This is a genomic window from Methylorubrum extorquens (genome assembly GCF_024169925.1).
GTDB lineage: Bacteria > Pseudomonadota > Alphaproteobacteria > Rhizobiales > Beijerinckiaceae > Methylobacterium > Methylobacterium extorquens_A.
Genome location: NZ_JALJXF010000001.1, coordinates 4107174 through 4128629 on the forward strand (window position 1 = coordinate 4107174; position 21456 = coordinate 4128629).

General features: G+C 69.5%; 10 protein-coding genes and 1 tRNA gene. 6 read left to right on the top strand and 5 right to left on the bottom strand.

Annotated features, from left to right (window positions below):
- Positions 1-71: 71 nt before the first annotated feature.
- Positions 72-854 (bottom strand): ethanolamine ammonia-lyase subunit EutC, encoded by a 783-nt coding sequence (gene eutC, locus J2W78_RS19220; RefSeq protein ID WP_253373118.1) that lies wholly within the window; start codon positions 852-854, stop codon positions 72-74.
- Positions 851-2233 (bottom strand): ethanolamine ammonia-lyase subunit EutB, encoded by a 1383-nt coding sequence (locus J2W78_RS19225; RefSeq protein ID WP_253373121.1) that lies wholly within the window; start codon positions 2231-2233, stop codon positions 851-853. The genes eutC and J2W78_RS19225 overlap by 4 nt, the downstream gene beginning before the upstream one ends.
- A 622-nt stretch (positions 2234-2855) precedes the next feature.
- Here J2W78_RS19225 and oxlT point away from each other — a divergent pair.
- Complete coding sequence (gene oxlT / locus J2W78_RS19230; RefSeq protein WP_301288615.1) at positions 2856-4154, top strand: oxalate/formate MFS antiporter; 1299 nt, start codon at positions 2856-2858, stop codon at positions 4152-4154.
- 184 nt (positions 4155-4338) lie between these two features.
- Here the strand turns inward: oxlT and J2W78_RS19235 are convergent.
- Positions 4339-4413 (bottom strand) — tRNA-Val (locus J2W78_RS19235).
- Positions 4414-4651: 238 nt separating this feature from the next.
- Between J2W78_RS19235 and J2W78_RS19240 the strand changes: the two genes are divergently transcribed.
- From J2W78_RS19240 to J2W78_RS19260, 5 genes are all read left to right on the top strand, one after another.
- The gene (locus J2W78_RS19240) at positions 4652-5698 is read left to right on the top strand and encodes a hypothetical protein (protein WP_253373123.1); all 1047 of its coding nucleotides are present in this window, start codon (positions 4652-4654) and stop codon (positions 5696-5698) included.
- Positions 5699-5704: 6 nt separating this feature from the next.
- Positions 5705-7858, top strand: a complete 2154-nt coding sequence (locus tag J2W78_RS19245) for a glycosyltransferase family 2 protein (RefSeq protein ID WP_253373125.1) — start codon at positions 5705-5707, stop codon at positions 7856-7858.
- Between the two features lie 99 nt (positions 7859-7957).
- Positions 7958-9262: a UDP-glucose dehydrogenase family protein gene (locus tag J2W78_RS19250; protein ID WP_253373126.1), complete on the top strand. Its 1305-nt coding sequence runs from the start codon at positions 7958-7960 to the stop codon at positions 9260-9262.
- Positions 9263-9782: 520 nt separating this feature from the next.
- Complete coding sequence (locus J2W78_RS19255; RefSeq protein WP_253373127.1) at positions 9783-17189, top strand: type I polyketide synthase; 7407 nt, start codon at positions 9783-9785, stop codon at positions 17187-17189.
- A complete protein-coding gene (locus J2W78_RS19260; RefSeq protein WP_253373129.1) occupies positions 17186-18559 on the top strand; it encodes an aminotransferase class I/II-fold pyridoxal phosphate-dependent enzyme in 1374 nt (457 codons plus the stop codon). The genes J2W78_RS19255 and J2W78_RS19260 overlap by 4 nt, the downstream gene beginning before the upstream one ends.
- 93 nt (positions 18560-18652) lie before the next feature.
- Here J2W78_RS19260 and J2W78_RS19265 read toward each other — a convergent pair whose 3' ends face one another.
- Both J2W78_RS19265 and shc read right to left on the bottom strand, forming a co-directional pair.
- Entirely contained in the window at positions 18653-19321 is a 669-nt protein-coding gene (locus J2W78_RS19265; RefSeq protein WP_253373131.1) for a spermidine synthase, read from the bottom strand.
- A gap of 131 nt (positions 19322-19452) precedes the next feature.
- Complete coding sequence (gene shc, locus J2W78_RS19270; RefSeq protein ID WP_253373133.1) at positions 19453-21456, bottom strand: squalene--hopene cyclase; 2004 nt, start codon at positions 21454-21456, stop codon at positions 19453-19455.

Sequence of the window (21456 nt, forward strand, 5' to 3'; positions counted from 1 at the left end):
CCGACACTTGTCTTCTCTTGAAAGCCGACGACCCTTTCGCGGGGCGCCGCCCAAATCTCCGATGAAATCACTCAGCGTCCGCCGATGGCAGGATCCGGCGCGGCAGCCTCAAGCAACCGATCGCTCTCGTCCTTGAGATTCACGCCCGTCAGCCCGCGAGAGTAGGCCTGACTCAGGAGCCAGTTCAGCTTGAACGCGGCAAGCTCGAAACTCAGGCCGGCGGGCCGGACGTTCGAGATGCAATTTCGTTCCGCATCCGAGCGTCCGGGCTTCGGATCGAAGGTGACGTAGAGGCCGAGGCTGTCGGGCGAGGACAGGCCGGGACGTTCGCCGATCACCACCACCACCGCGCGGGCTCGCAGCGCTGCGCCGGCCGCGTCCCCCAGCGCGACGCGCGCCTGGGTCGCGATGGTCACCGGGGCAAGGCGCCAGCCGGCCGCCTCCGCGTGGGGCTTGAAGGCGGCGAGCAGCGCGGCGGCACCCTCGTGGACCGCGCGTGCCGACAGACCGTCTGCCACCACGATCGCGAGATCGACGGGCTCGGATGCGGAGCCGGACAGGGCCTTCCGGCTCTCCGGGGAGAGGCGGCGCCCGTAATCGGGGCGGCGCAGGTAGGTCGCGCGATCCTCCGCACCGGAGGTCACGGTCACGGTCGGCAGGCCCAGCGCTTCGATGGCCTCGGCGATCGCGGCGGCGTCCATCGGCGTATGCACGGCGTCGCGCGCCTGGGCGTGGGCGAGGCCGAATTTCAGCACTTCGCGGGTCGGCAGGCCGGCGCCTGCGCGGCCGAGACCGATCCGAGCGGGGGTGAGGCGGGCCAGCCGCTGCCAAAGGTCGTCGCTCGCGGCGTTCATGCGGCCAGCCCCGGCGCGGCGGTGAGCAGGCGGGCGTCGGCCCCGCCGGGCAGGAGCGCGCCGTCCGCGTCGGTGAGGCCGATGCGGGCGAGCCATTCCTCGAATTCCGGTGCGCGCCTCAGGCCGAGCACCTCGCGGATGTAAAGCTGGTCGTGGAACGAGGTGGATTGGTAGTTCAGCATCACGTCGTCGGCGCCGGGAATGCCCATCACGTAGGTGCAGCCCGCCGCGCCCAGCAGGGTCAGCAGCGTGTCCATGTCGTCCTGATCGGCCTCGGCGTGATTGGTGTAGCAGACGTCCACACCGAGCGGCACGCCCATCAGCTTGCCGCAGAAATGGTCCTCCAGCCCGGCGCGGATGATCTCCTTGCCGTTGTAGAGGTATTCCGGCCCGATGAAGCCGACCACCGTGTTGACGAGGAGCGGCCGGTAGCGGCGGGCGACCGCGTAGGCGCGCGCCTCCAGCGTCTGCTGGTCGATGCCGTGATGGGCGTCCGCCGAGAGGGCCGAACCCTGGCCGGTCTCGAAATACATCACGTTGTCGCCGAGCGTGCCGCGCTTGAGCGCGAGCGCCGCCTCATGCGCCTCCTGCAGGATCGGCAGCGTGACGCCGAAGCTGGCATTGGCCCGCTGCGTGCCGGCGATCGACTGGAACACGAGATCGACCGGCAGGCCGCGGTTCATCGCGTCGAGGGTCGTCGTGACGTGAGTGAGCACGCAGGCCTGCGTCGGGATCTCCAACCGGTCGATGATGCCATCGAACAGGCTCAGCAGCGTCCCCATCGTCTGGATCGAGTCGGAGACCGGGTTGATGCCGATCACCGCGTCACCACAACCGTAGGAGAGGCCGTCGAGGATCGAGGCGGTGACGCCCGCCGGATCGTCGGTCGGGTGGTTGGGCTGGAGCCGCACCGCGAGGGTGCCGGGTAGGCCGATCGTGTTGCGGAAGCGGGTGACCACGCGGCACTTCTTCGCGACCAGGATCAGATCCTGATTGCGCATGATCTTGCAGACCGCGGCGGCGATCTCCGGCGTGACGCCCGGCGCGATCCGCGCCAGCGTCCCGGAGGAGGCGGTGAGCAGGAACTCGCGGAAATCCCCGACTGTCAGACCCGCGATCTCGGCGAACGCCGCCTCGTCGTGGTCGTCGAGAATCAGGCGGGTGACGTCGTCCTCCTCGTAGGGGATCAGCGGACGGGCCAGGATCTCCTTGAGCGGCACCTCGGCGAGGCACCAGCGGGCGGCCATGTTCTCTTCGGCCGATTCGGCGGCAATGCCCGCGAGGCAATCGCCGGAGCGCACCGGCGTCGCCTTGGCCATCAGCGTCGCCAGATCGGCGAAGACGTGGGTGCGGGGGCCGACGGTGTGGCGATAGGGCATCGACGGGTTCCTTGGCCTCGCTCGACAGGATGCAAGGATCGCGCGGCCTGTCGAGGTGGTTTCGTGCGGTCATGAGCACCCGGCCCGCTCCGCCCGCGCCCTCAAGCAAGAACGGCGCCCGCGCGAGACCCTTCGAGGTCGAGCGCAGGCCGCTCCGAACGATCTGTCTATTGCGAACCGACACCAGCGTAACGAGGGAGGCGACGGCCCCACCGGAACGGTCTTCGCCAAGACGAATCGAAGAGTTGGCCCCTCAACGATTCGGCCCTCACCCTCGTCCATAGGCCGCGACTGCTCACGGAATAGGCGCCGGATCGCTTTAGATCCGGCATTTCACGGGCAGTGAAGCGCCATTCTCGCGAGCCGCCGCGCGCGTTTCCGGTTGAGCCTCGGCTTTTCATCCTTCCGCGCCGTCACTTTCGTGTCAGATTGCGCATTATTTCGCTTGCCTGCATGGCTGGTATACCAAATAATGCATACCACTGCCCGGGACGAGATAGCCCCTCGAATTCATCGGGCAGACCGAGGAATCGCAACAACCTGCACCGACACCTCTCAAGCCCATCACGCCAAACCTACGCAACAGGCCTTCACGTCTGTGCAGGAACGAGGGAGCACGCTCATGGCATTGTCGTCCATTGCCCCGGATCGGCCGGTACCGTCTTCGAACCGATGGCTGCAAATCATCTTCGGCGTCGTCTGCATGGTGGCTGCAGCCAACATTCAGTACGCCTGGACTCTGTTCGTTCCCGAAATCCAGAAGACCTTCGGCTGGGATCGCGCCGCGATCCAGGTGGCCTTCACGATCTTCGTCGTCGTCCAGACCTGGCTGACGCCGATCGAGGGTTACTTCATCGATAAGTACGGCCCGAGCCGGGTCGTGATGTTCGGCGGCCTGATGACGGGCGCGGCCTGGGTGATGAACTCCTACGCCACCTCGCTGACCGGCTTCTACATCGGCTCGGTCCTCGGCGGCATCGGCGTCGGCTGCGTCTACGCCACCTGCATCAACAACGCCCTGAAGTGGTTCCCGGACAAGCGCGGCCTCGCCGTCGGCCTCACTGCGGGCGGCTACGGCGCGGGCTCGGCCCTGACGATCATCCCGATCGCCAAGATGATCGATGCCGGCAGCTACGCCCAGGCGTTCTTCACCTTCGGCCTGATCCAGGGTTCGGTCATCATCCTGGCCTCGCTGTTCATGCGCTCGCCGGCCAAGGACGAAGTGAAGTTCTCGACCAAGGTGCTGCAGACCCGCCGCGACTACACCCTCGGCGAGGCCCTGCGCACACCGGTCTTCTACGTCATGCTGCTGATGTTCACCTGCACGGTCACCGGCGGCCTGATGGCGGTGGCGCAGCTCGGCGTCATCGCGACCGACCTCGGCGTGAAGAACTTCCAGGTCAACCTGTACTTCTTCGCCATGGCCGCGCTGCCCTTCGCCCTGATGCTCGACCGCGTCATGAACGGCATCTCGCGTCCGCTGTTCGGCTTCATCTCCGACCGGATCGGCCGTGAGAAGACGATGTTCATCGCCTTCTCGATGGAGGGCATCGGCATCGTGGCGCTGGGCTACTTCGGCTCGAACCCCTGGGCCTTCGTGATCCTGTCGGGCATCGTGTTCCTTGCCTGGGGCGAGGTCTACTCGCTGTTCAGCGCCACGGCCGCCGACACCTTCGGCTCGAAGCATATCGGCAAGATCTACGGCGTCCTCTACTGCGCCAAGGGCTTTGCCGCGCTGTTCGTGCCGGTCGGGAACCTGATCATGCAGGCGACGGGCACGTGGTCGACGGTGCTCTACACCGTGGCGGTGATGGACCTGATCGCGGCGGCGCTCGCCATCGCCGTGCTGCGGCCGATGCTGAAGCAGCACCACCTCAACAACAACGCGGCGGTGCCGAACGCGGCCCTCGCCCACGCCTGAACCTTCGCTCCCTCGGGATCGGAAACCAGAGTGAGAAAGCCCCGCCGGAGACGGCGGGGTTTTTTCGTTCGAGCGGAACCGGCGCCAAGGCCCGCACCCGCAAAAATCCGCCGAAGGTTCGAGCCAAAGAAAAAGGCCCCGTCTCCGGAGCCTTGGTCTACTCGATCATCCCCTGGAGGGGGGATGGTGGGCGCGACAGGGATCGAACCTGTGACCCCTACCATGTCAAGGTAGTGCTCTCCCGCTGAGCTACGCGCCCCTGCAAGCCGTCCGGGTGGCCCCGGTGTCCTGCGAGGCCGCGGCTATAGCCGGTGCCGCGCGGCTCCGCAAGCGGGACGTTGGCGGAATCGTTTGCCCGCCGTCGAAACACCCGCCGCCGTCTCGTGGATGCCGGGGGCCCGTCGCGGCCCATTGCACGCAAGCGGCAAAAATCGGCTAAGAGTGCGCCGCGGGACGCGCGGCCCGATCAGCACGGGGCCGAGGACGGCGAGCTAGGGATGCGGTTTCTCCTTTCGTCCGACGAGGGCGACGTGATCCGGGGCTGGGTGGTGCCGGACAACCCGCAGGCGATCAGCCGGGTCTCCATCTGCATCGAGGGGCGCCGCGTGGCGGAGGTCTCTGCGATCCACGCCGACCCGAACTTCGTCCGATTCGGCTGGCACGCGACCGGGCAGTGCCATTTCGAGGTCCGCGAGACCGACGTGCCGGGCCTTCCCGGCATCGAGCGGCTCGAGATCTACGATGTCGACACCAATGTGTTGATCTACCGGCGGCTGCCGCGGACGGGCCTCACCGACAAGAAGGTCATCCTGCTCAACGGGCATATCCGCCCGGAAACGGTGATCCAGACCGCGCTGTATCCCTCTTTCCGGCAGTCGTATTTCGGCATCGGCCGCTTTCCGGACGAGATTCTGCGGGCGATGTTCGACACCGTCACCCTCGATTCCTGCCTGATGGCCGGCTCGATCATCTTCCCGCGCTACGAGGGGCACTTCGTCCAGAGCGGCGCGCTCACCATGCTGATGATCCACGACCCCTTCGTGGAACTGGCGAGCCGCCTGTACTGGCTGCGCGAGCGGGCCAGCCTTGCCGCCAACGCCGAGCAGCACTGGCGTCTCGGCAATCTCGTCGAGGCGGCGGCCTTCACCCTCGATTACGACTTCACCGACGTGAAGAGCCTGAAGCGGCTGTTCCGGATGATGCCGGAGCCGGCCTATCACCTGCTCTACAACCCCCTGACCCGCCAGCTCAGCACCCACGTGCCCGAGGACCGGCTGATGCCGGGCAGTTCCATCATCGCGGTCGAGGTGCTGTCCCGCATCGACGTCGTCGGCCACCGCGACTACTTCGAGGCGTTCATGGCCTCCGCGTTCCACCATATCGGGATCGAGGCGCCGCTACCGCTCCCCCTGCCGATCCCCAACGAGACGCTGGCGCTCGCCGAACTGCTGCGCGGCATGCGCTTTGCCCGCGACATGGTGGTCTATGACACCGTGCTCAGCGACGCCGTGCGGGCCTCCGTCTCGAAGAGCTGGGAGAGCTGAGCGGCGATGGCGGCTCAGGCTGGGGCCATAGCGTCGCTCGCGGGTCGGGCGCTGCCGGTGACGGGTGCGGACGGGGCCGAGCTACGCATCGACCTCTCCGGCGCCGGTCTCGGCGGTGCCTGGGTGAGCGTGACGTGGCGCGATGCCGGCAGCGGCGGCATCGCCCGCGCCCTCGTCAGCGCGGTCTCGGGCGATGGCGGAAACGTGGCGCTGGCCGAGGAGCCGCTGGGCGGCGACGCCTTCGCCTGGACCGGCCGGTTGCCGCCGGGCGTCGCGGCTCTGCGACTGAGCACCCTGTCGCGGACCAATCCGTTCGTGCTGCAGGACCTCGCCATCCGCCGCCGCGGTCGCCTCGGGATCGTGGCGCGGGCGGGCACGCGCCAGCCCGGCCTCACGGCGCAGGCGGTCTACTGGCGTATCCTCGGCTTGAAGGTCCGCGCCCGCGGGCTGATCGCGCGGGCCCTCTCCCACCGGGCCGAGACCGGCTACGCGGCCTGGATCGCTCGGTTCGACCGTCTCACGGCGACGGAGCGGGCGCGCATCCGCGCCGAGATCGCGGAGTGGGAGGCGCCGCCGCTGATCTCCGTCCTGATGCCGGTGCACGATCCCGATCCGCGCGTGCTGGAGGCGGCGATCCGCTCGGTGCGGAACCAGCTCTACCCGGCCTGGGAACTCTGCATCGCCGACGACGCTTCGACCGACCCGCGCATTCCGCGGCTCATCGCCCGTCACGCGGCCGAGGAGCCGCGCATCCGCACCGTGCGCCGATCGCAGAACGGCCACATCGCCCGCGCGACCAACGACGCCCTGACGCTGGCGAGCGGCGCCTACACCGCCTTCCTCGACCACGACGACCTCCTCTCGGAAAACGCCCTGTTCGAGGTCGCCGGAGCCATCCGGACCGATCCGGATCTGGAGCTGATCTACAGTGACGAGGACAAGGTTGATGGACGCGACCGCCGCTTCGAGCCGCATTTCAAGTCGGGCTACGACCGCGAATTGCTGTGGGCCCAGAACTACGTGAACCATCTCTGCGTGGTCCGCACCGACACGCTGCGCCGGCTCGGCGGCCTCAGGCCCGGTTTCGAGGGCAGCCAGGATCACGATCTGCTGCTGCGCCTGACCGAGGGACTGGCCGCGGAGCGGGTGCGCCACATCCCGAAGGTGCTCTATCACTGGCGGGCGGCGGCCGGCTCCGGCACCTTCTCGGACCGGGCCCTGGCGCGGGCCGAGGCGGCGCGCCTGCGGGCGCTTGCCGAGGTGGCCGCGCGCAGGGGCGCCCGGGCCGAGCGAGGACCGCAGGGGTTCAACCGGCTGGTCCGCCCCCTGCCGGAGCCGGCGCCTCTCGTCTCGGTCGTCATCCCGACCCGCGACCGGGCGGAACTGCTCGGCGTCGTCCTCGACGGGCTCTTCGCGCGCACCGACTATCCGGCCGTGGAGGTCGTCGTCGTCGATAACGGTAGCACCGAGCCGGCGACGCGGGATCTCTTCGCGCGCTATGCGTCCGAGCCGCGCCTGCGCGTGCTGCCGGCACCGGGTCCGTTCAACTTCTCGGAGTTGTCGAACCAGGGAGCGGCCGCGGCGCGAGGCCCGATCCTGTTGTTCCTCAACAACGACATCGAGGTGCTGGAGCCGGGCTGGCTCACCGAACTCGCCTCGATCGCGAGCGACCCCGAGATCGGCGCGGTCGGTGCAAAGCTCCTCTATCCCGACGGCACGATCCAGCATGGGGGGATCGTGCTCGGGATCGGCGGGATTGCCGGACACAGCCATCTCGGCCTGCCGGGCAGCGAGCCCGGCTACTTCGCGCGGATGCAGTTGTCGCAGGAGGTCTCGGCGGTGACCGGCGCCTGCCTCGCCATGCGCGCAGCGGTCTTTTCCGAGGTTGGCGGCTTCGATGCCGCGCATCTCGCCGTGGCCTTCAACGACGTCGATCTGTGCCTGCGGATTCGCGCCGCCGGCTACCGCATCGTCTGGACGCCGCAGGCCCGCCTCGTCCACCACGAATCGAAGAGCCGGGGCGCCGAGGACACGCCGGAGAAGCGCGCCCGCTTCGAGGCCGAATCACGGGTGATGCGCGAGCGCTGGGAGCCTGTGCTGCGGGCCGACCCCTACTACAACCCGAACCTTTCGCGAGCGGCGGCGCATTACCGCCTGTAGGCTGGCGGCGCGAGCGACGGTTTGCGCCGGTCCCGAACCGGGCTAAACACCGCACTGCAACACGCCGGATGCGTTCCGGCCGGCCCGGCGGAGACATCGATGCGCATCGCGATGATTGGCTCGGGCTATGTCGGCCTCGTGTCGGGCGCCTGCCTCGCCGATTTCGGCCACGAGGTCGTCTGCATCGACAAGGATCCGGCCAAGATCGCCGCCCTCAACGAGGGCCGCATGCCGATCTACGAGCCCGGCCTCGACACCCTCGTCGCCGAGAACGTCCGCGCCAAACGCCTCACCTTCTCCACCGACCTCAGACCCGCCGTAGCGAGCGCCCAGGCCGTGTTCATCGCGGTCGGCACCCCGTCCCGCCGCGGCGACGGCTTTGCCGACCTCTCCTACGTCACCGCCGCGGCCCGCGAGATCGCCGAGGCGCTCACCGGCTACACCGTGATCGTCACCAAATCGACCGTCCCCGTCGGCACCGGCGACGAGGTCGAGCGCATCATTCGCGAGGCCCGGCCCGACCTCGACGTGGGTGTGGCCTCCAACCCCGAATTCCTGCGCGAGGGCGCCGCGATCGACGACTTCAAGCGGCCCGACCGCATCGTCATCGGCGCCGAGGACAACCGAGTGGCCGCCGTGATGCAGGAGGTCTACCGCCCGCTCTACCTCAACGCCGCGCCGATCCTGCTCACCGGGCGGCGCACGGCCGAGCTGACGAAGTACGCCGCCAACGCGTTCCTGGCCACGAAGATCACCTTCATCAACGAGATCGCGGATCTGTGCGAGCAGGTCGGCGCCAACGTGCAGGAGGTCGCCCGCGGCATCGGCCTCGACAACCGCATCGGTAGCAAGTTCCTGCATGCCGGGCCGGGCTATGGCGGCTCGTGCTTCCCGAAGGACACGCTGGCGCTGGTGAAGACGGCGCAGGATTACGGCAGGCCGGTTCGGATCGTCGAGACGGTGGTGGCGGTCAACGACCAGCGGAAGCGGGCGATGGCGCGCAAGGTGATCGCGGCCTGCGGCGGGAGCGTCCGGGGCAAGCGGGTGGCACTGTTGGGTTTGACGTTCAAGCCGAACACCGACGACATGCGCGACGCGCCCTCGCTGTCGATCATCGCCGGGTTGCAGGATGCGGGTGCACAGATCGTCGCCTACGATCCGGAGGGGATGGAGCAGGCCCGGCCGCTGCTGCAGGGCGTCGCTTATGCCGAGGACGCCTATGCCTGCGCGGAAGGCGCGGATGCCCTGGTGATCGTCACCGAGTGGAACGCGTTCCGGGCGCTGGACCTCGCGCGGCTGAAAGCTCTGATGCGCGCCCCGGTCCTCGTCGATCTCCGCAACGTCTACGCATCGGCGGATGCCGAACAACACGGCTTCGCCTATTCTGGCATCGGCGTTGCCTGATCACGGCTTCCGGCCCGTCACCGGTCCGGGCGGACTTTCGAACCGATCTCATCTGCCGAACAGGAAGGCTGCAACTTACAAGCGCAGCAATCCAGCAGTAGCCAAAGGGATCGATCATACAAGCCGTGCGAGAACGATTATTGAAGGCTCACTGCAATATTCGCATGATCTTTGCCACAAGCGCGGCAGAGTGATGGCAATTTTTAAACTTACCTCGGCGCCCGTACTGATATTTGTTGGCCACGGCACCTCGCAGATTTTTCGCGGTCAACGATTCACTGATGAATACGTGCCACACAATCTCCCAATCTCTCATGATTAAGGGAGAGGTTGCAGCCAAGCGGGTTGGACGGTCCTGACGGTCAGATTAAAGGATGCCTCTTAAAACCTCTGGTCGTCGGCCGCTTTTTCTCGGGGCGCCACGGTGAAGCCGAGGTTTCAAGAGACATTCGCGGTGGGGGTGAAACGCCTTCGCCGGACGGACCCCCGGTCCCTGCTTCACGAGCATAAACGGATCGACGTGACAAACCGCAAGAACATCGCGATCGTCGGCCGCGCCTGCCGCCTGCCCGGGGCTCAGAACGTCGAGGGGCTGTGGCAGCTCCTGACGGAGGGGCGCTGCGCCGTCTCGCGCATTCCCGAGGACCGCTGGTCGCTGCTGGCCTTCGGGCATCCGCGCGCGCAGGAGCGGGGCAAGAGCTACACCTGGGCCGCCGGCGTGCTCGACGACATCTGGTCGTTCGATCCGGGCGTGTTCGGCATCTCGCCGCGCGAGGCCGAGCAGATGGACCCGCAGCAGCGCATGCTGCTGGAACTGACCTGGGAGGCGTTCGAGGATGCGGGCCTGCGTCCCTCCGCGGTGGCCGGCAGCCATATCGGCGTGTTCGTCGGCGCCTCGGCGCTCGATTACGGCAACCTGCGCATCCTCGACCCGTCCTCGGGCGACGCCTACGCCGCCACCGGCAACACGCTCTCGATCATCTCGAACCGCATCTCCTACATCTACGACCTGAAGGGCCCGAGCTTCACCCTCGACACCGCCTGCTCGTCGTCGCTGGTCGCGCTCAACGCGGCGATCGCGGCGATCGAGGCGGGGCAGGTCGACACCGCCGTGGTGGCGGGTGCCAACATCCTGGCGAGCCCGTTCAACTTCATCTCCTTCTCCAACGCGCAGATGCTGTCGCGCACCGGCCTGTGCCAGGCGTTCTCGTCGAGCGCCGACGGCTATGTGCGCGCCGAGGGCGGCGTCGTCCTGATCCTGCAATCGGCCGAGGCCGCCGCCCGCAGCGGCCGGGCCGTGCGCGGCGTGATCGCGGCGAGCGGCGTCAACTCGGACGGGCGCACCACCGGCATCTCGCTGCCCTCCGGCCACGCGCAAGGAGCGCTGCTGGAGCAGGTCTACCGCGACGCCGAGATCGACCTCGACAAACTCGCCTTCGTCGAGGCGCACGGCACCGGCACCCCCGTCGGCGATCCGATCGAGGCCGGGGCCATCGGGAGCAAGCTCGGCAAGCCGCGCCAGACCCCGCTGCCGATCGGCTCGATCAAGACCAATATCGGCCATACCGAGCCGACCTCGGGGCTCGCGGGCCTGCTGAAGGCCAGCCTCGCCCTCGAGCACGACCTGCTGCCGCCCTCGCTGCATGCGGCCGAGTTGAATCCCGACATCCCGTTCGAGGCGATGAAGCTTGCGGTCAACCGCGCGCCTCTGGCTCTCGCCCGCACCAAGGCCGAGCGCTTCGCCGGCGTGAACTCGTTCGGCTTCGGCGGCACCAACGCCCACGTCGTGCTGACCGACGCAGGCCCGGTCGCGGCCGCCAACGATGCGGGCCCTGCGCCCGAGATCCTGCTGCTCTCCGCCCAGAGCCGCGCGGCCCTGAACGATCTCGCCCTCGACTACGCCGCCCGCTTCGACGGCGCTGCTCCGACGGAGGCCGCCCGCGTCACGGCCGCCGCGTTCCATCGCCGCGAGCGCCTCGGCACGCGGCTCGCTCTGCCGCTCACCCCTGAGACGGACGTTCCTGCCGCCCTGCGGGCGCTGGCGGAGGGCGAGGACAGCGATGCTGCCATCGTCGGCACCGCGGTCGAGCGCCAGGCCGAGGTCGCCTTCGTCTATTCCGGCAACGGCAGCCAGTGGGTCGGCATGGGCCGCGAGGCCTACGAGCAGAGCAAGGCCTTCCGTGCCCGCTTCGACCAGACCGACAAGCTGTTCGAGAAGCTGTCCGGCTGGTCGCTCAAGGAAGCGATGTTCGCCGAGGATCTCGACGCGCGCCTCTCCCTCACCCGCGTCTCGCAGCCGCTGATCTTCGCGATCCAGAGCGCCTCGACCGCGGCCCTGCGCGCCAAGGGCCTCGCGCCCCGTTATGTCCTCGGCCACAGCGTCGGCGAGATCGCCGCGGCCGAGGCCGCCGGCATCCTGAGCCTGGAACAGGCGGTGCGGGTGATCTTCTTCCGCAGCAAGCACCAGGAATCGACGCGCGGCTTCGGCACCATGGCCGTGCTGCTCGGACCGGCCGAGGAGATGGAGGCATTCCTCGCCGACTATCCCACCCTCGACATCGCCGCCTATAACAGCCCCAAGGCGATCACGGTTGCCGGCCCCGAGGCCGATATCGAGGCCGCGATGAAGGCGCTGGCGCGCAAGCGCCGCCGCGGGCGCAAGCTCGACCTCGAATACCCCTTCCACGGTCGCCTGATGGACCCGACCGAGCGTCCGCTGCTGCGCGACCTCGACGGACTGAAGGCGTCGGCCGGCCACACCGCCATGGTCTCGACCGTGACCGGCACGGTGCTGGCGGGCACGCAGTTCGGCGCCGGCTACTGGTGGCGCAACATCCGCGAGCCGGTGCGCTTCTGCGAGGCGCTGCAGGAGGCGACCCGCCAGGGCGCCCGCGTCTTCGTCGAGGTCGGCCCGCGCGCGACCCTGCTGCCGCATATCGGCGACGCCATCGAACCGCTCGCCATCGAGGTGGCCTCGGTCGGCGTCATGCACCGCAAGCCCGTCGGGGGCGATCCAATCGCCAAGGCGGTCGCCGCCGCGCTGGTGGCAGGTGCCGCCGTCGATGAGGCGCGCCTGTTCGGCGCCGATCCGGCCGGAATCGTCGCCCTGCCGCTCTATCCCTGGCAGCGCCGCCCGTTCCGCCTCGCCGAGACCACCGAAGGCGCAGGCGCCGCGCCGCGGCCCTATCACCCGCTCGCCGGCAACCGGCTCGCGCCCGACGGCCTCGAATGGCACGGCCATCTCGACGCGGCGCTCGTGCCCGAACTCGACGACCACCGCATCGACGGTCAGGTGATCCTGCCCGGCGCCGCCTTCGTCGAAATGGCGCTGCATGTCGCCCGGCAGGCGTTGCGCACGGACGCCGTGACGCTCTCCGACGTCGAGATCCTTTCGCCGATGGTCTTCGCCGAGGATTCGCTGCGCGAGGTGCTGGTGCGCCTGTCGGGCTCCGGCAACCAGATCCAGATCCTCAGCCGCCCCCGCCTGACCCCGACGCCGTGGCAGCTCCACGCCTCGGCCAAGATCATCGAGGGCGACTTCCCCGTGCCCGCCCGCCGCGATCTCGCGGTTCCCGCCGAGCACGCGATTTCCGGGGAAGGGCTCTACCGCCGGGCGCTCGCCTCCGGCCTCGGCTTCGGCGAGAATTTTCGCCAGGTGGCTGCATCCGCTCGGATCGACGAGACCACCATCGTTTCCGAACTGATCCCGGCCGAGGCCGACGACCGCTACGGCCTCGTGCCTGCGCGCCTCGATTCCTGCTTCCACGGCCTGATCCTGCTCTTCGCCGAGCTAATGGGCGAAGGCGCCACCAAGGCCTACGTGCCGGTGCGCTTCGGCGAGGTGCGCCTGCTGCGCCCCGGCGCCGCGATCGCCCGCGCCGAAATCCGCACCCGGCGCTGCAACGAGCGCTCGATCCTGGCCGATTTCACCCTCACCGACGCCGAGGGCGAGGTGATCGCGACGATCCGCGAGGGCCGGTTCCAGGCCCTGCGTGCCCGCAACGGCAGCGACCTCGACGCCTACGCCATCACGCAGGGGGTCGAGCGCGCCACCGAGCCGACCGCCCTGCCGCTGGAACGGCGCCCGAGCGTGGCCGAGCGCCTGCGCCCGAGCCTCGCCGCCGCGACCGCGCCGGACACGGCCGATCTCGGGCCGGGCCACCTGCTGCTGGAGGGCTGGGCGACGGCACTCGCCTACCGCCTCGCCGACGGCCTCTCCGAGAAGGGCAAGGTGACCCTCGACCGCCGCCTGCCCGCGGCGCTGCACGCTTGGGCGACCAACGCCCTCTACGCCCTGGAGAGCAGCGGCCTTGCGAGCCTCGAGAAGGGCGTCTGGCGCCTGCGCCGCGACGTGTCCCTTCCCGCGCCCGAAGAGACCATGCGCTGGATCGCGGCCGACCATCCGGAGCTGGCCGCCGAACTGGTGCTGCTCGCCGACACCACCGCCCTGGTCGGGCGGATCGTGGCGGGTGATGCGCCGGCCTCCGCCAGCCTGCCCCCGGCGGCTCTCGACGCCTTCCACCTGCGCGGCGCCACGGCCCGCGCCGCCGCCGACGTGGTGGCGCGGATCGTCGCCGAGGCCCGCGGACGCCTGCCGTCGGACCGGGCGCTGCGCATCCTTCAGGTCGGCTTCGGCCCGCTCTCGGCCCGCGCCGCCGCGCTCGCCCGCGAGGCGGATGCCCGGCTGACCGTGCTGGACACCGACCGGCGCCTCGCCGAGCGCGCCCGCCTCGCCCTGCCGAGCGCGGTCGAGGTGATCGAAGATATCGACGCTCTACCGGCCGCCGCCTTCGACCTCGTTCTGGCGAGCGACGTGCTGCACCGTGCCGACAAGGCCCTGCCGGGACAGCTCGCCACTGCGCTCGCCTCGGGCGGATTGCTCGTCGCGGTCGAGCCCGGCGCCTCGCTGTTCCGCGACCTCGTCTTCGGCCTCGCGCCGGACTGGTTCGAGGAGGCCGTCGGCGGCATGCCGCTCTCGCGCCTCGACGACGTGACCGGCTGGCAGCGCCGCCTCAGCGCGTCGGGCCTCGTGCGGGTTTCTGCAGAGCGCGCGGCGTCGGCCAACGGCGACGACCTGCTTCTCGTCGCCGAAGCCCCGACGCGCTCGGCGGTCGGCCACGGCCAGAGCTTCGCCTTCGTCGTCGGCTCCCATGACGAGTTCGGCGCGGAGACCGCCTCGTCACTGGCGACCCTGCTGGTGGCGAGCGGCGTCCACGTCTCGATCATCCTCGATTCCGAGCAGTCGCTGCGGGAACTCGAACGCGAGACCCCGGACACCGTGGTGTTCCTGGCCGGTGCCTTCGCCGGCGAGGGCGCGGCGGCAACAAGGCTGCGCGACCGCTGCCTCAGCCTGAAGCGCTGCGCCGAGCATCTCGGCAGCCGCCAGACCCGGCTGTGGGTGGTCGCCCCCGGCGCCACCCGCGACGCGGGCGGCGAGGCGGCGGCAGTCGAGGCCGGCGTCTGGGCCTTCAGCCGGACGCTCGCCAACGAAACCGCCACCCTCGACGTGCGCCGGATCGACCTCGCGCCGACCCTGTCCTCGAAGGACGCCGCCGAGCGGCTGCGCGCCCTGATCCTGTCGGGCACCGACGAGACCGAGATCGTGCTCGATGCCGACGCCACCCGCGTCGTGCGCTTCCACCCCGGCCGCGCCGCGAACACGGCCGGCGCGGCGGCGCCCGCCGCCCGGCTGGAGCGTTCCAACACCGGCGGCCTCAACGAGATGGTCTGGGGCCCGGCCGAGCGCGCCGCCCCCGGTCCCGGCGAGGTCGAGATCGCGGTAGCCGCCACCGGCCTCAACTTCCGCGACGTGCTCTGGGCGCTCTCCATGCTCCCGGAGGAGATCCTGGAGGACGGCTTTGCCGGCCCGCGCCTGGGCCTCGAAGTCTCCGGACAAGTGACCGCGATCGGCCCCGGCGTGGTGGATTTCACTGTCGGCGATTCCGTCGTCGCCTTCGCCCAGTCGGGCTTTGCCACCCACGTGGTGGTGCCCGAGATGGTCGTCGCGCCGATGCCGGCCGGGCTCGATCCGGCCGCCGCCGCGACCGTGCCGGTCGCGTTCCTCACCGCCTACTACGCGCTCTGCACCTGCGCCCGCCTGCGCAAGGGCGAGTGGCTGCTCGTCCATGGCGGCGCGGGCGGCGTGGGGCTGGCCGCGCTCCAGATCGCCAAGTGGAAGGGCGCGCGGGTCATCGCCACCGCCGGCTCGCGGGAGAAGCGCGCGCTGGTGGCCGCGCTCGGCGCCGAGCACGTGCTCGATTCACGCTCGCTCGCCTTCGTGGACGACGTCCGCCGCATCACCGGCGACGGCGTCGACGTCGTGCTCAACTCGCTGTTCGGCGAGATGATGGAGCGCTCGCTGAATTGCCTGCGGCCGTTCGGGCGCTTCGTCGAACTGGGCAAGCGCGACTACGTCGCCAACACCCATATCGGTCTGCGGCCGTTCCGCCGGAACCTCTCCTACTTCGGTGTCGATCTCGATCAGGTGCTCCAGCACCAGGGCGAGGACGGCGCGCGGATGTTCCGCGAGGTGATGGCGCTGTTCGCCGAAGGGGGCCTGCGCCCGCTGCCCTACCAGCCGTTCGCCGCAGACGAGACCTCGGACGCCTTCCGGCTGATGCAGCAATCGGGGCATGTCGGTAAGATCGTCGTGACGCCGCCGGCGCCCGGCTCCGTGGCGCGGGTCCAGCGCAACGCCTTCACGGTGAGCGCCGAGGGCGTCCACCTCGTGACCGGCGGCCTCGGCGGCTTCGGCATCGAGGCGGCGCGCTGGCTCGCCGATCGGGGCGCCAAGCGCATCGTCCTCGTCGGCCGCTCCGGCAAGCCGAACGAGGAGGGTCGCGCGGTCGTCGCCGAACTCGCCGCGCAAGGCGTGCGGGTCGAGACCAAGGCCTGCAACATCACCAGCCGCCGTGCGGTCGAGGCGCTGATCGAGGGCATCGAGGCCCGGGGCGAAAAACTCGCGGGCGTGATCCACGGCGCCATGGTGCTGCAGGACGGCCTGATCTCGGCGATCGAGCCGGAGACCCTGGAGGCGGTGATCGCGCCGAAGGTGATCGGCGCAGGCCATCTCGACGCCGCCACCCGCGGGCGAAAGCTCGACTACTTCGTGCTGTTCTCCTCGGCCACAACCTTCATCGGCAATCCCGGGCAGGGCTCCTATGTCGCCGCCAACGGCTTCATGGAGGGCGTCGCCCGCCAGCGCCGCCGCCTCGGTCTGCCCGCGCTCGCGGTCGCCTGGGGTGCCATCGGCGATGTCGGCGTGCTCGCCCGCAACAAGGCGGTGATGGAGACGCTGGCGTCCCGCGTCGGCGTGACGCCGATGGATGCCCGCCTCTGCCTCGACCTGATGGCCGAGGCGTTGGAGAGTCAGGGCAAGGCGAGCGACGAGGGCGTGATCGCGATTGCCGCGATGCACTGGGGCAAGGCGCGCGAACGCCTCGCCACCCTGCGCTCGCCGAGCTATGCCAGCCTCGGCGGCGACCAGCAGGCCGAGTCCGGCACGGTGGCCGCCATCAACATCGGCGCGCTGCTGCGGTCCACGGACATCGATTCGGTCCGCAAGACCGTCTCCGACGCTATCGTCGAGGACATCGCCCGCATCCTGCGCCTGCCGAAGGACGACATCAGCCGCGTGCGCCAGCTCTCCGAGATCGGCCTCGATTCGCTGATGGGCGTCGAGCTGGGGGCGAGCCTTCAGGAGCGCTTCGCCCTCGATGCGCCGCCGGCCGGCATCTCCTCGGGACTGACCGTCAACGAGCTGACCGAAACCCTGATCCAGGCGGTGGCGACGCCGGTGGACGAGGCGGCGGGCGTGACCTTGAGTCTCGCCACCAAGCATGTCGGCGATCTCGATGCCGCCACGCTCGTGCCGTTCAACGAACTCGTCGAGAAGAACGTCTCGGACATCAAAGAGATCTTGCCATGACCCAGCCGTCACGCCCGCAGGACGGCCGGGCCGCGCTCGCGAGCTTCGTCACCAACCGGCTCGGCCGCGCCAATGCCCGGCCCTCCCCCGCCCTCGCCGAGACCAAGGCGCCGGCCAATGACTCACCGCAGGATTTCGAGAAGCTGACCGGCTACCGGGAGCTGCGCCTGCAGCGCTCGGCCGCCGACCTGATCGGCCTCTGCAACCCGTTCTTCCGGGTGCACGAGACCCGTGCGGGCGCCAACACGCGCATCGAGGGCCAGAGCTTCTCGAACTACTCGTCCTACGACTATCTCGGCCTCAACGGCCACCCGGCGGTGAGCGGTGCGGCGCGCAAGGCGATCGAGGCCTTCGGCACCTCGGCTTCGGCGAGCCGGATCGTGGCGGGCGAGCGGCCCGGCCACCTCAAGCTGGAGCAGGCGCTGGCCGCCCATTACGGCACGGAGGCCTGCGTGGTGCTGGTGAGCGGGCACGCCACCAACGTCACCGCCATCGGCGCGATCCTGGAAGCGCCGGACGTGATCTTCCACGACGCGCTGATCCACAACAGCGTGGTGACCGGCGCGCAGCTCTCCGGTGCCCAGCGCCGCTCCTTTGCCCATAACGATCCGGCCGCGCTCGAGAAGCTGCTCGAGGCGACGCGCCACGAGCACCGCCGCGCGCTGATCGTGATCGAGGGCCTCTACAGCATGGACGGCGATGCGCCGGATCTGGCCGCCTTCGTCGAGCTGAAGCGCCGCTACGATTGCTGGCTGATGGTGGATGACGCCCACGGGCTCGGCGTGCTGGGTCGCACCGGCGCCGGCCTGCACGAGCATTGCGGGGTCGATGCCGGCGACGTCGATATCTGGATGGGCACGCTCTCGAAGACGCTGTCCTCCTGCGGCGGCTACATCTGCGGCCCGTCCGTGCTGGTCGAGTACCTGAAATGCACCGCGGGCGGCTTCGTCTACAGCGTCGGCATGTCGCCACCGCTCGCCGCCGCGGCCGAGGCCGCGCTCTCGGTGATGCAGGCCGAGCCCGAGCGGGTGGAGCGCCTTCGCCGCAACGGCAACCAGTTCCTGGCGCTGGCCAAGAAGCACGGCCTCAACACCGGCACGAGCCTCGGGCTGGCGGTGATCCCGATCATCATCGGTGATTCGCTGAAAGCCGTGACGCTGTCCGACCGGCTGTTCAAGCGCGGGATCAACGTGCAGCCGATCATCCATCCGGCAGTGCCGGAACGCTCCTCCCGCCTGCGCTTCTTCATGACCTCCGAGCACACGCCGGAGCAGATCGCGCAGACGGTCGCGACGATTGTGGAGGAGCTGGCCGCGCTCGAGACCGGTGCCACGCTGATCGAGCAGTTGATGGCGCGCCGGGGGGCGTGAGCCACCCGCATATCCCATCCATCCCCTCATCCTAAGGTGCAGTCGCGAAGCGGGCACCTCAGGATGGGGTTGCGACCGGGATCGCTCTGAGGGTCAGCGCCCCGCCAGCCAGATCACGTGCCGGGCCCCGCGCTTGCCGCGCGCCCTCGTGCCGACCTCCTCGACCGAAAACCCCGCCTGTCCGAGCCGCCGGCTGAAAGCGGCATCGGGATGCGCCGACCAAACCGCGAGCACCCCGCGGGGGCGCAAAGCCGCGCGCACGGCACCGAGGCCGCCGGCGTCGTAGAGGCGGTCGTTGGCGCTGCGGGTGAGGCCGTCGGGGCCGTTATCGACATCGAGCAGGATCGCGTCCCAGACGCCGGGCCGCGCGCGGATCACCGCCGCGACGTCGGCCTCTTGGATCGAGACCCGCGGGTCATCCAGGCAGCCGCCGGTCATCTCCGCCATCGGACCACGCGCCCAGGCCAGTACCGCAGGGACGATCTCGGCGACGGTCACCTGTGCCGTTGCCGGTAGCAGGCTCAGCGCGGCGCGGAGCGTGAAACCCATCCCGTAGCCGCCGATCAGCACCCGCGGCGTCGTCACGCCGGCGATGCGCTCGGCCGAGAGCCGCGCCAGCGCTTCCTCGGAGCCGCTGAGGCGGCTGTTCATCAGCTCGTTACGGTCGAGTTGAATCGAGAATTCGGTGCCGCGGCGCATCAGGCGCAACGTGCCGGCCTCACCGGGGATCGCGGCGGTGTCGAGGTGCTCCCAGGGAATCAACGGTCGTCTCGCGGGCTCGTGTCGAGGAGGGTCGGGCCGCCCGGCGGCCGGACCCGGCGCAAACGAAAACGGCGCAGGATCGCCCCGCGCCGCCCCTACTCCGGTTCGTCTTCGGGAAATCCCCGAAAGAATTACATCCCGAACTGCACCTGCCGGCTGTTGCCCCGCTTCAGGTTACGGAAGCGGGCCATCGCCCAGAGCGGGAAGAACTTCGGGTAGCCGTGGTAGCGCAGGTAGAACACCCGCGGGAAGCCGGTGGCGGTGTAGCGCTCCTCGCTCCACAGCCCGTCCTGTCCTTGCGTGCGGACGAGGTAGTTGACGCCGCGGGCGACCGCCGGATCGTCCACCTCGCCCGCCGCCATGAGAGCAAGCAGCGCCCAGGCCGTCTGCGAAGCGGTCGAGTAGCCCGGCTCGAATTCGGGATTGAGCTTGTAGGAGGAAGCGTCCTCGCCCCAGCCGCCATCCGGGTTCTGGATGCGGATGAGCCACGCCACCGCCTTGCGGATCTCCGGCGATTGCGGATCGACACCGGCGGCGTTGAGCGCGCACAGCACCGACCACGTGCCGTAGATGAAGTTCATGCCCCAGCGGCCGTACCAGCTCCCGTCCTTCTCCTGGTCGTTGAGCAGGTAGGTCACGCCGCGGTCGAGCGCCCGGCTGGTCTGGCGGGTCTCGCCGAGCTGCGACAGCATCGAGACGACGCGGGCGGTCACGTCCGCGGTCGGCGGATCGAGCAGCGCGCCGTGATCCGAAAACGGGATGTGGTTGAGGTAGTGGTGGTTGTTGTCGGCATCGAACGCCGCCCAGCCGCCATCGGCGCTTTGAAGCCCCTCGACCCACTCGCGGGCGCGGGCGATGGAGGTCGCGTAGTCCGGCATGCCGCTCACCAGCCCGTGCTGGCGCTGGGCGCGGTCCATCGCCATCACCACGACGGCGGTGTCGTCGAGGTCGGGATAGTGCGGGTTGGCGTACTGGAAGGCCCAGCCGCCGGGGCGCACGTTCGGCTTGGTCTCGGCCCAATCGCCCTTGATGTCGAGGATCTGGAGCGGCTTCAGCCAATCGAGGCCGGCGCGGGCATTGGACTCCGCCTGATGGCCGCCGGCCTCCAGCATGGCGTGGCTGTTCAGCGCCGTGTCCCAGACCGGGGAGAGGCAGGGCTGAACGTAGGCCTCGTCGTCCTTCTCGGCGACGAGCTTCTCGATGGCTTCCAGCGCGATCTTCACCTGCGGGTGGTCGGGCGGATAGCCCAGCACCTCGTACATCAGCACCGAGTTGACCATCGCCGGGAAGATGGCGCCGAGGCCGTCCTCGCCGTTCAGCCGCTCGCTGGTCCAGGCGACCGCCTTGTCGATGGCGCGCTGGCGGAAGCCCTTGGGGAACTTGTCCTGCGTCTGCTGCAGCACGCGGTCGATCGCGCCGAAGATCGGCGTCCACGGCCAGGTGGCGTGGGGCGAGCCCGGCCAGGTCCGCACCGAATCGGGCGGCGTCACGAACAGTTCGGCCACGCCGACGCCGCGCGGGTTCTGGGCCCGCGGCTTCTTGGCCTGGATCACGAACAACGGCACCATGGTGCAGCGGGCCCAGTAGGACACCTTGTCGAGGTGGAACGGGAACCACTTCGGCAGGTGCATCACCTCCACCGGCATCACCGGCACCGCCGCCCACGGCACCTCGCCGTAGAGGGCGAGCAGGATGCGGGTGAAGACGTTGGCGTTGGCCGCGCCGCCGCGCTGGAGGATCGCCTTGCGCACGGCGCGCATGTGCGGCGCCTCGATGTCGTCGCCGATCATCTTGAGGGCGAAGTAGGCCTTCACCGACGCGCTCATGTCGAACGGGCCGTCATGCACCAGCGCCCAGCCGCCATGCACCTTCGACTGCGTGCGGCGCAGGTAGTTGCCGATCTTGGCTTCCAGCCCCGGCCGCGGCTCGGTCCCGCGGAACTGGTGGAACAGGATGTACTCGGAGGGGATGGTCGCATCCGCCTCGAGTTCGAAGCAGATGTGGCCGTCCGCCTGCGTCATCTCGGTGAGCGCGCGGGTGGCGTTCTGGACGCCACGCTCCACGTCGTCGAGGGAGACGTCGCGGGTCTTGGGACGCTGCAGCGTCTCGACCTTGCTTACGGCCGCCTCACGCAT

Coding starts and splice junctions, on each gene's coding strand:
- J2W78_RS19245 (WP_253373125.1), top strand. CDS start 5,705: ATGGCGGCTCAGGCTGGGGCCATAGCGTCGCTCGCGGGTCGGGCGCTG.
- J2W78_RS19225 (WP_253373121.1), bottom strand. CDS start 2,233: ATGCCCTATCGCCACACCGTCGGCCCCCGCACCCACGTCTTCGCCGAT.
- J2W78_RS19260 (WP_253373129.1), top strand. CDS start 17,186: ATGACCCAGCCGTCACGCCCGCAGGACGGCCGGGCCGCGCTCGCGAGC.
- eutC (WP_253373118.1), bottom strand. CDS start 854: ATGAACGCCGCGAGCGACGACCTTTGGCAGCGGCTGGCCCGCCTCACC.
- oxlT (WP_301288615.1), top strand. CDS start 2,856: ATGGCATTGTCGTCCATTGCCCCGGATCGGCCGGTACCGTCTTCGAAC.
- J2W78_RS19250 (WP_253373126.1), top strand. CDS start 7,958: ATGCGCATCGCGATGATTGGCTCGGGCTATGTCGGCCTCGTGTCGGGC.
- J2W78_RS19240 (WP_253373123.1), top strand. CDS start 4,652: ATGCGGTTTCTCCTTTCGTCCGACGAGGGCGACGTGATCCGGGGCTGG.
- shc (WP_253373133.1), bottom strand. CDS start 21,456: ATGCGTGAGGCGGCCGTAAGCAAGGTCGAGACGCTGCAGCGTCCCAAG.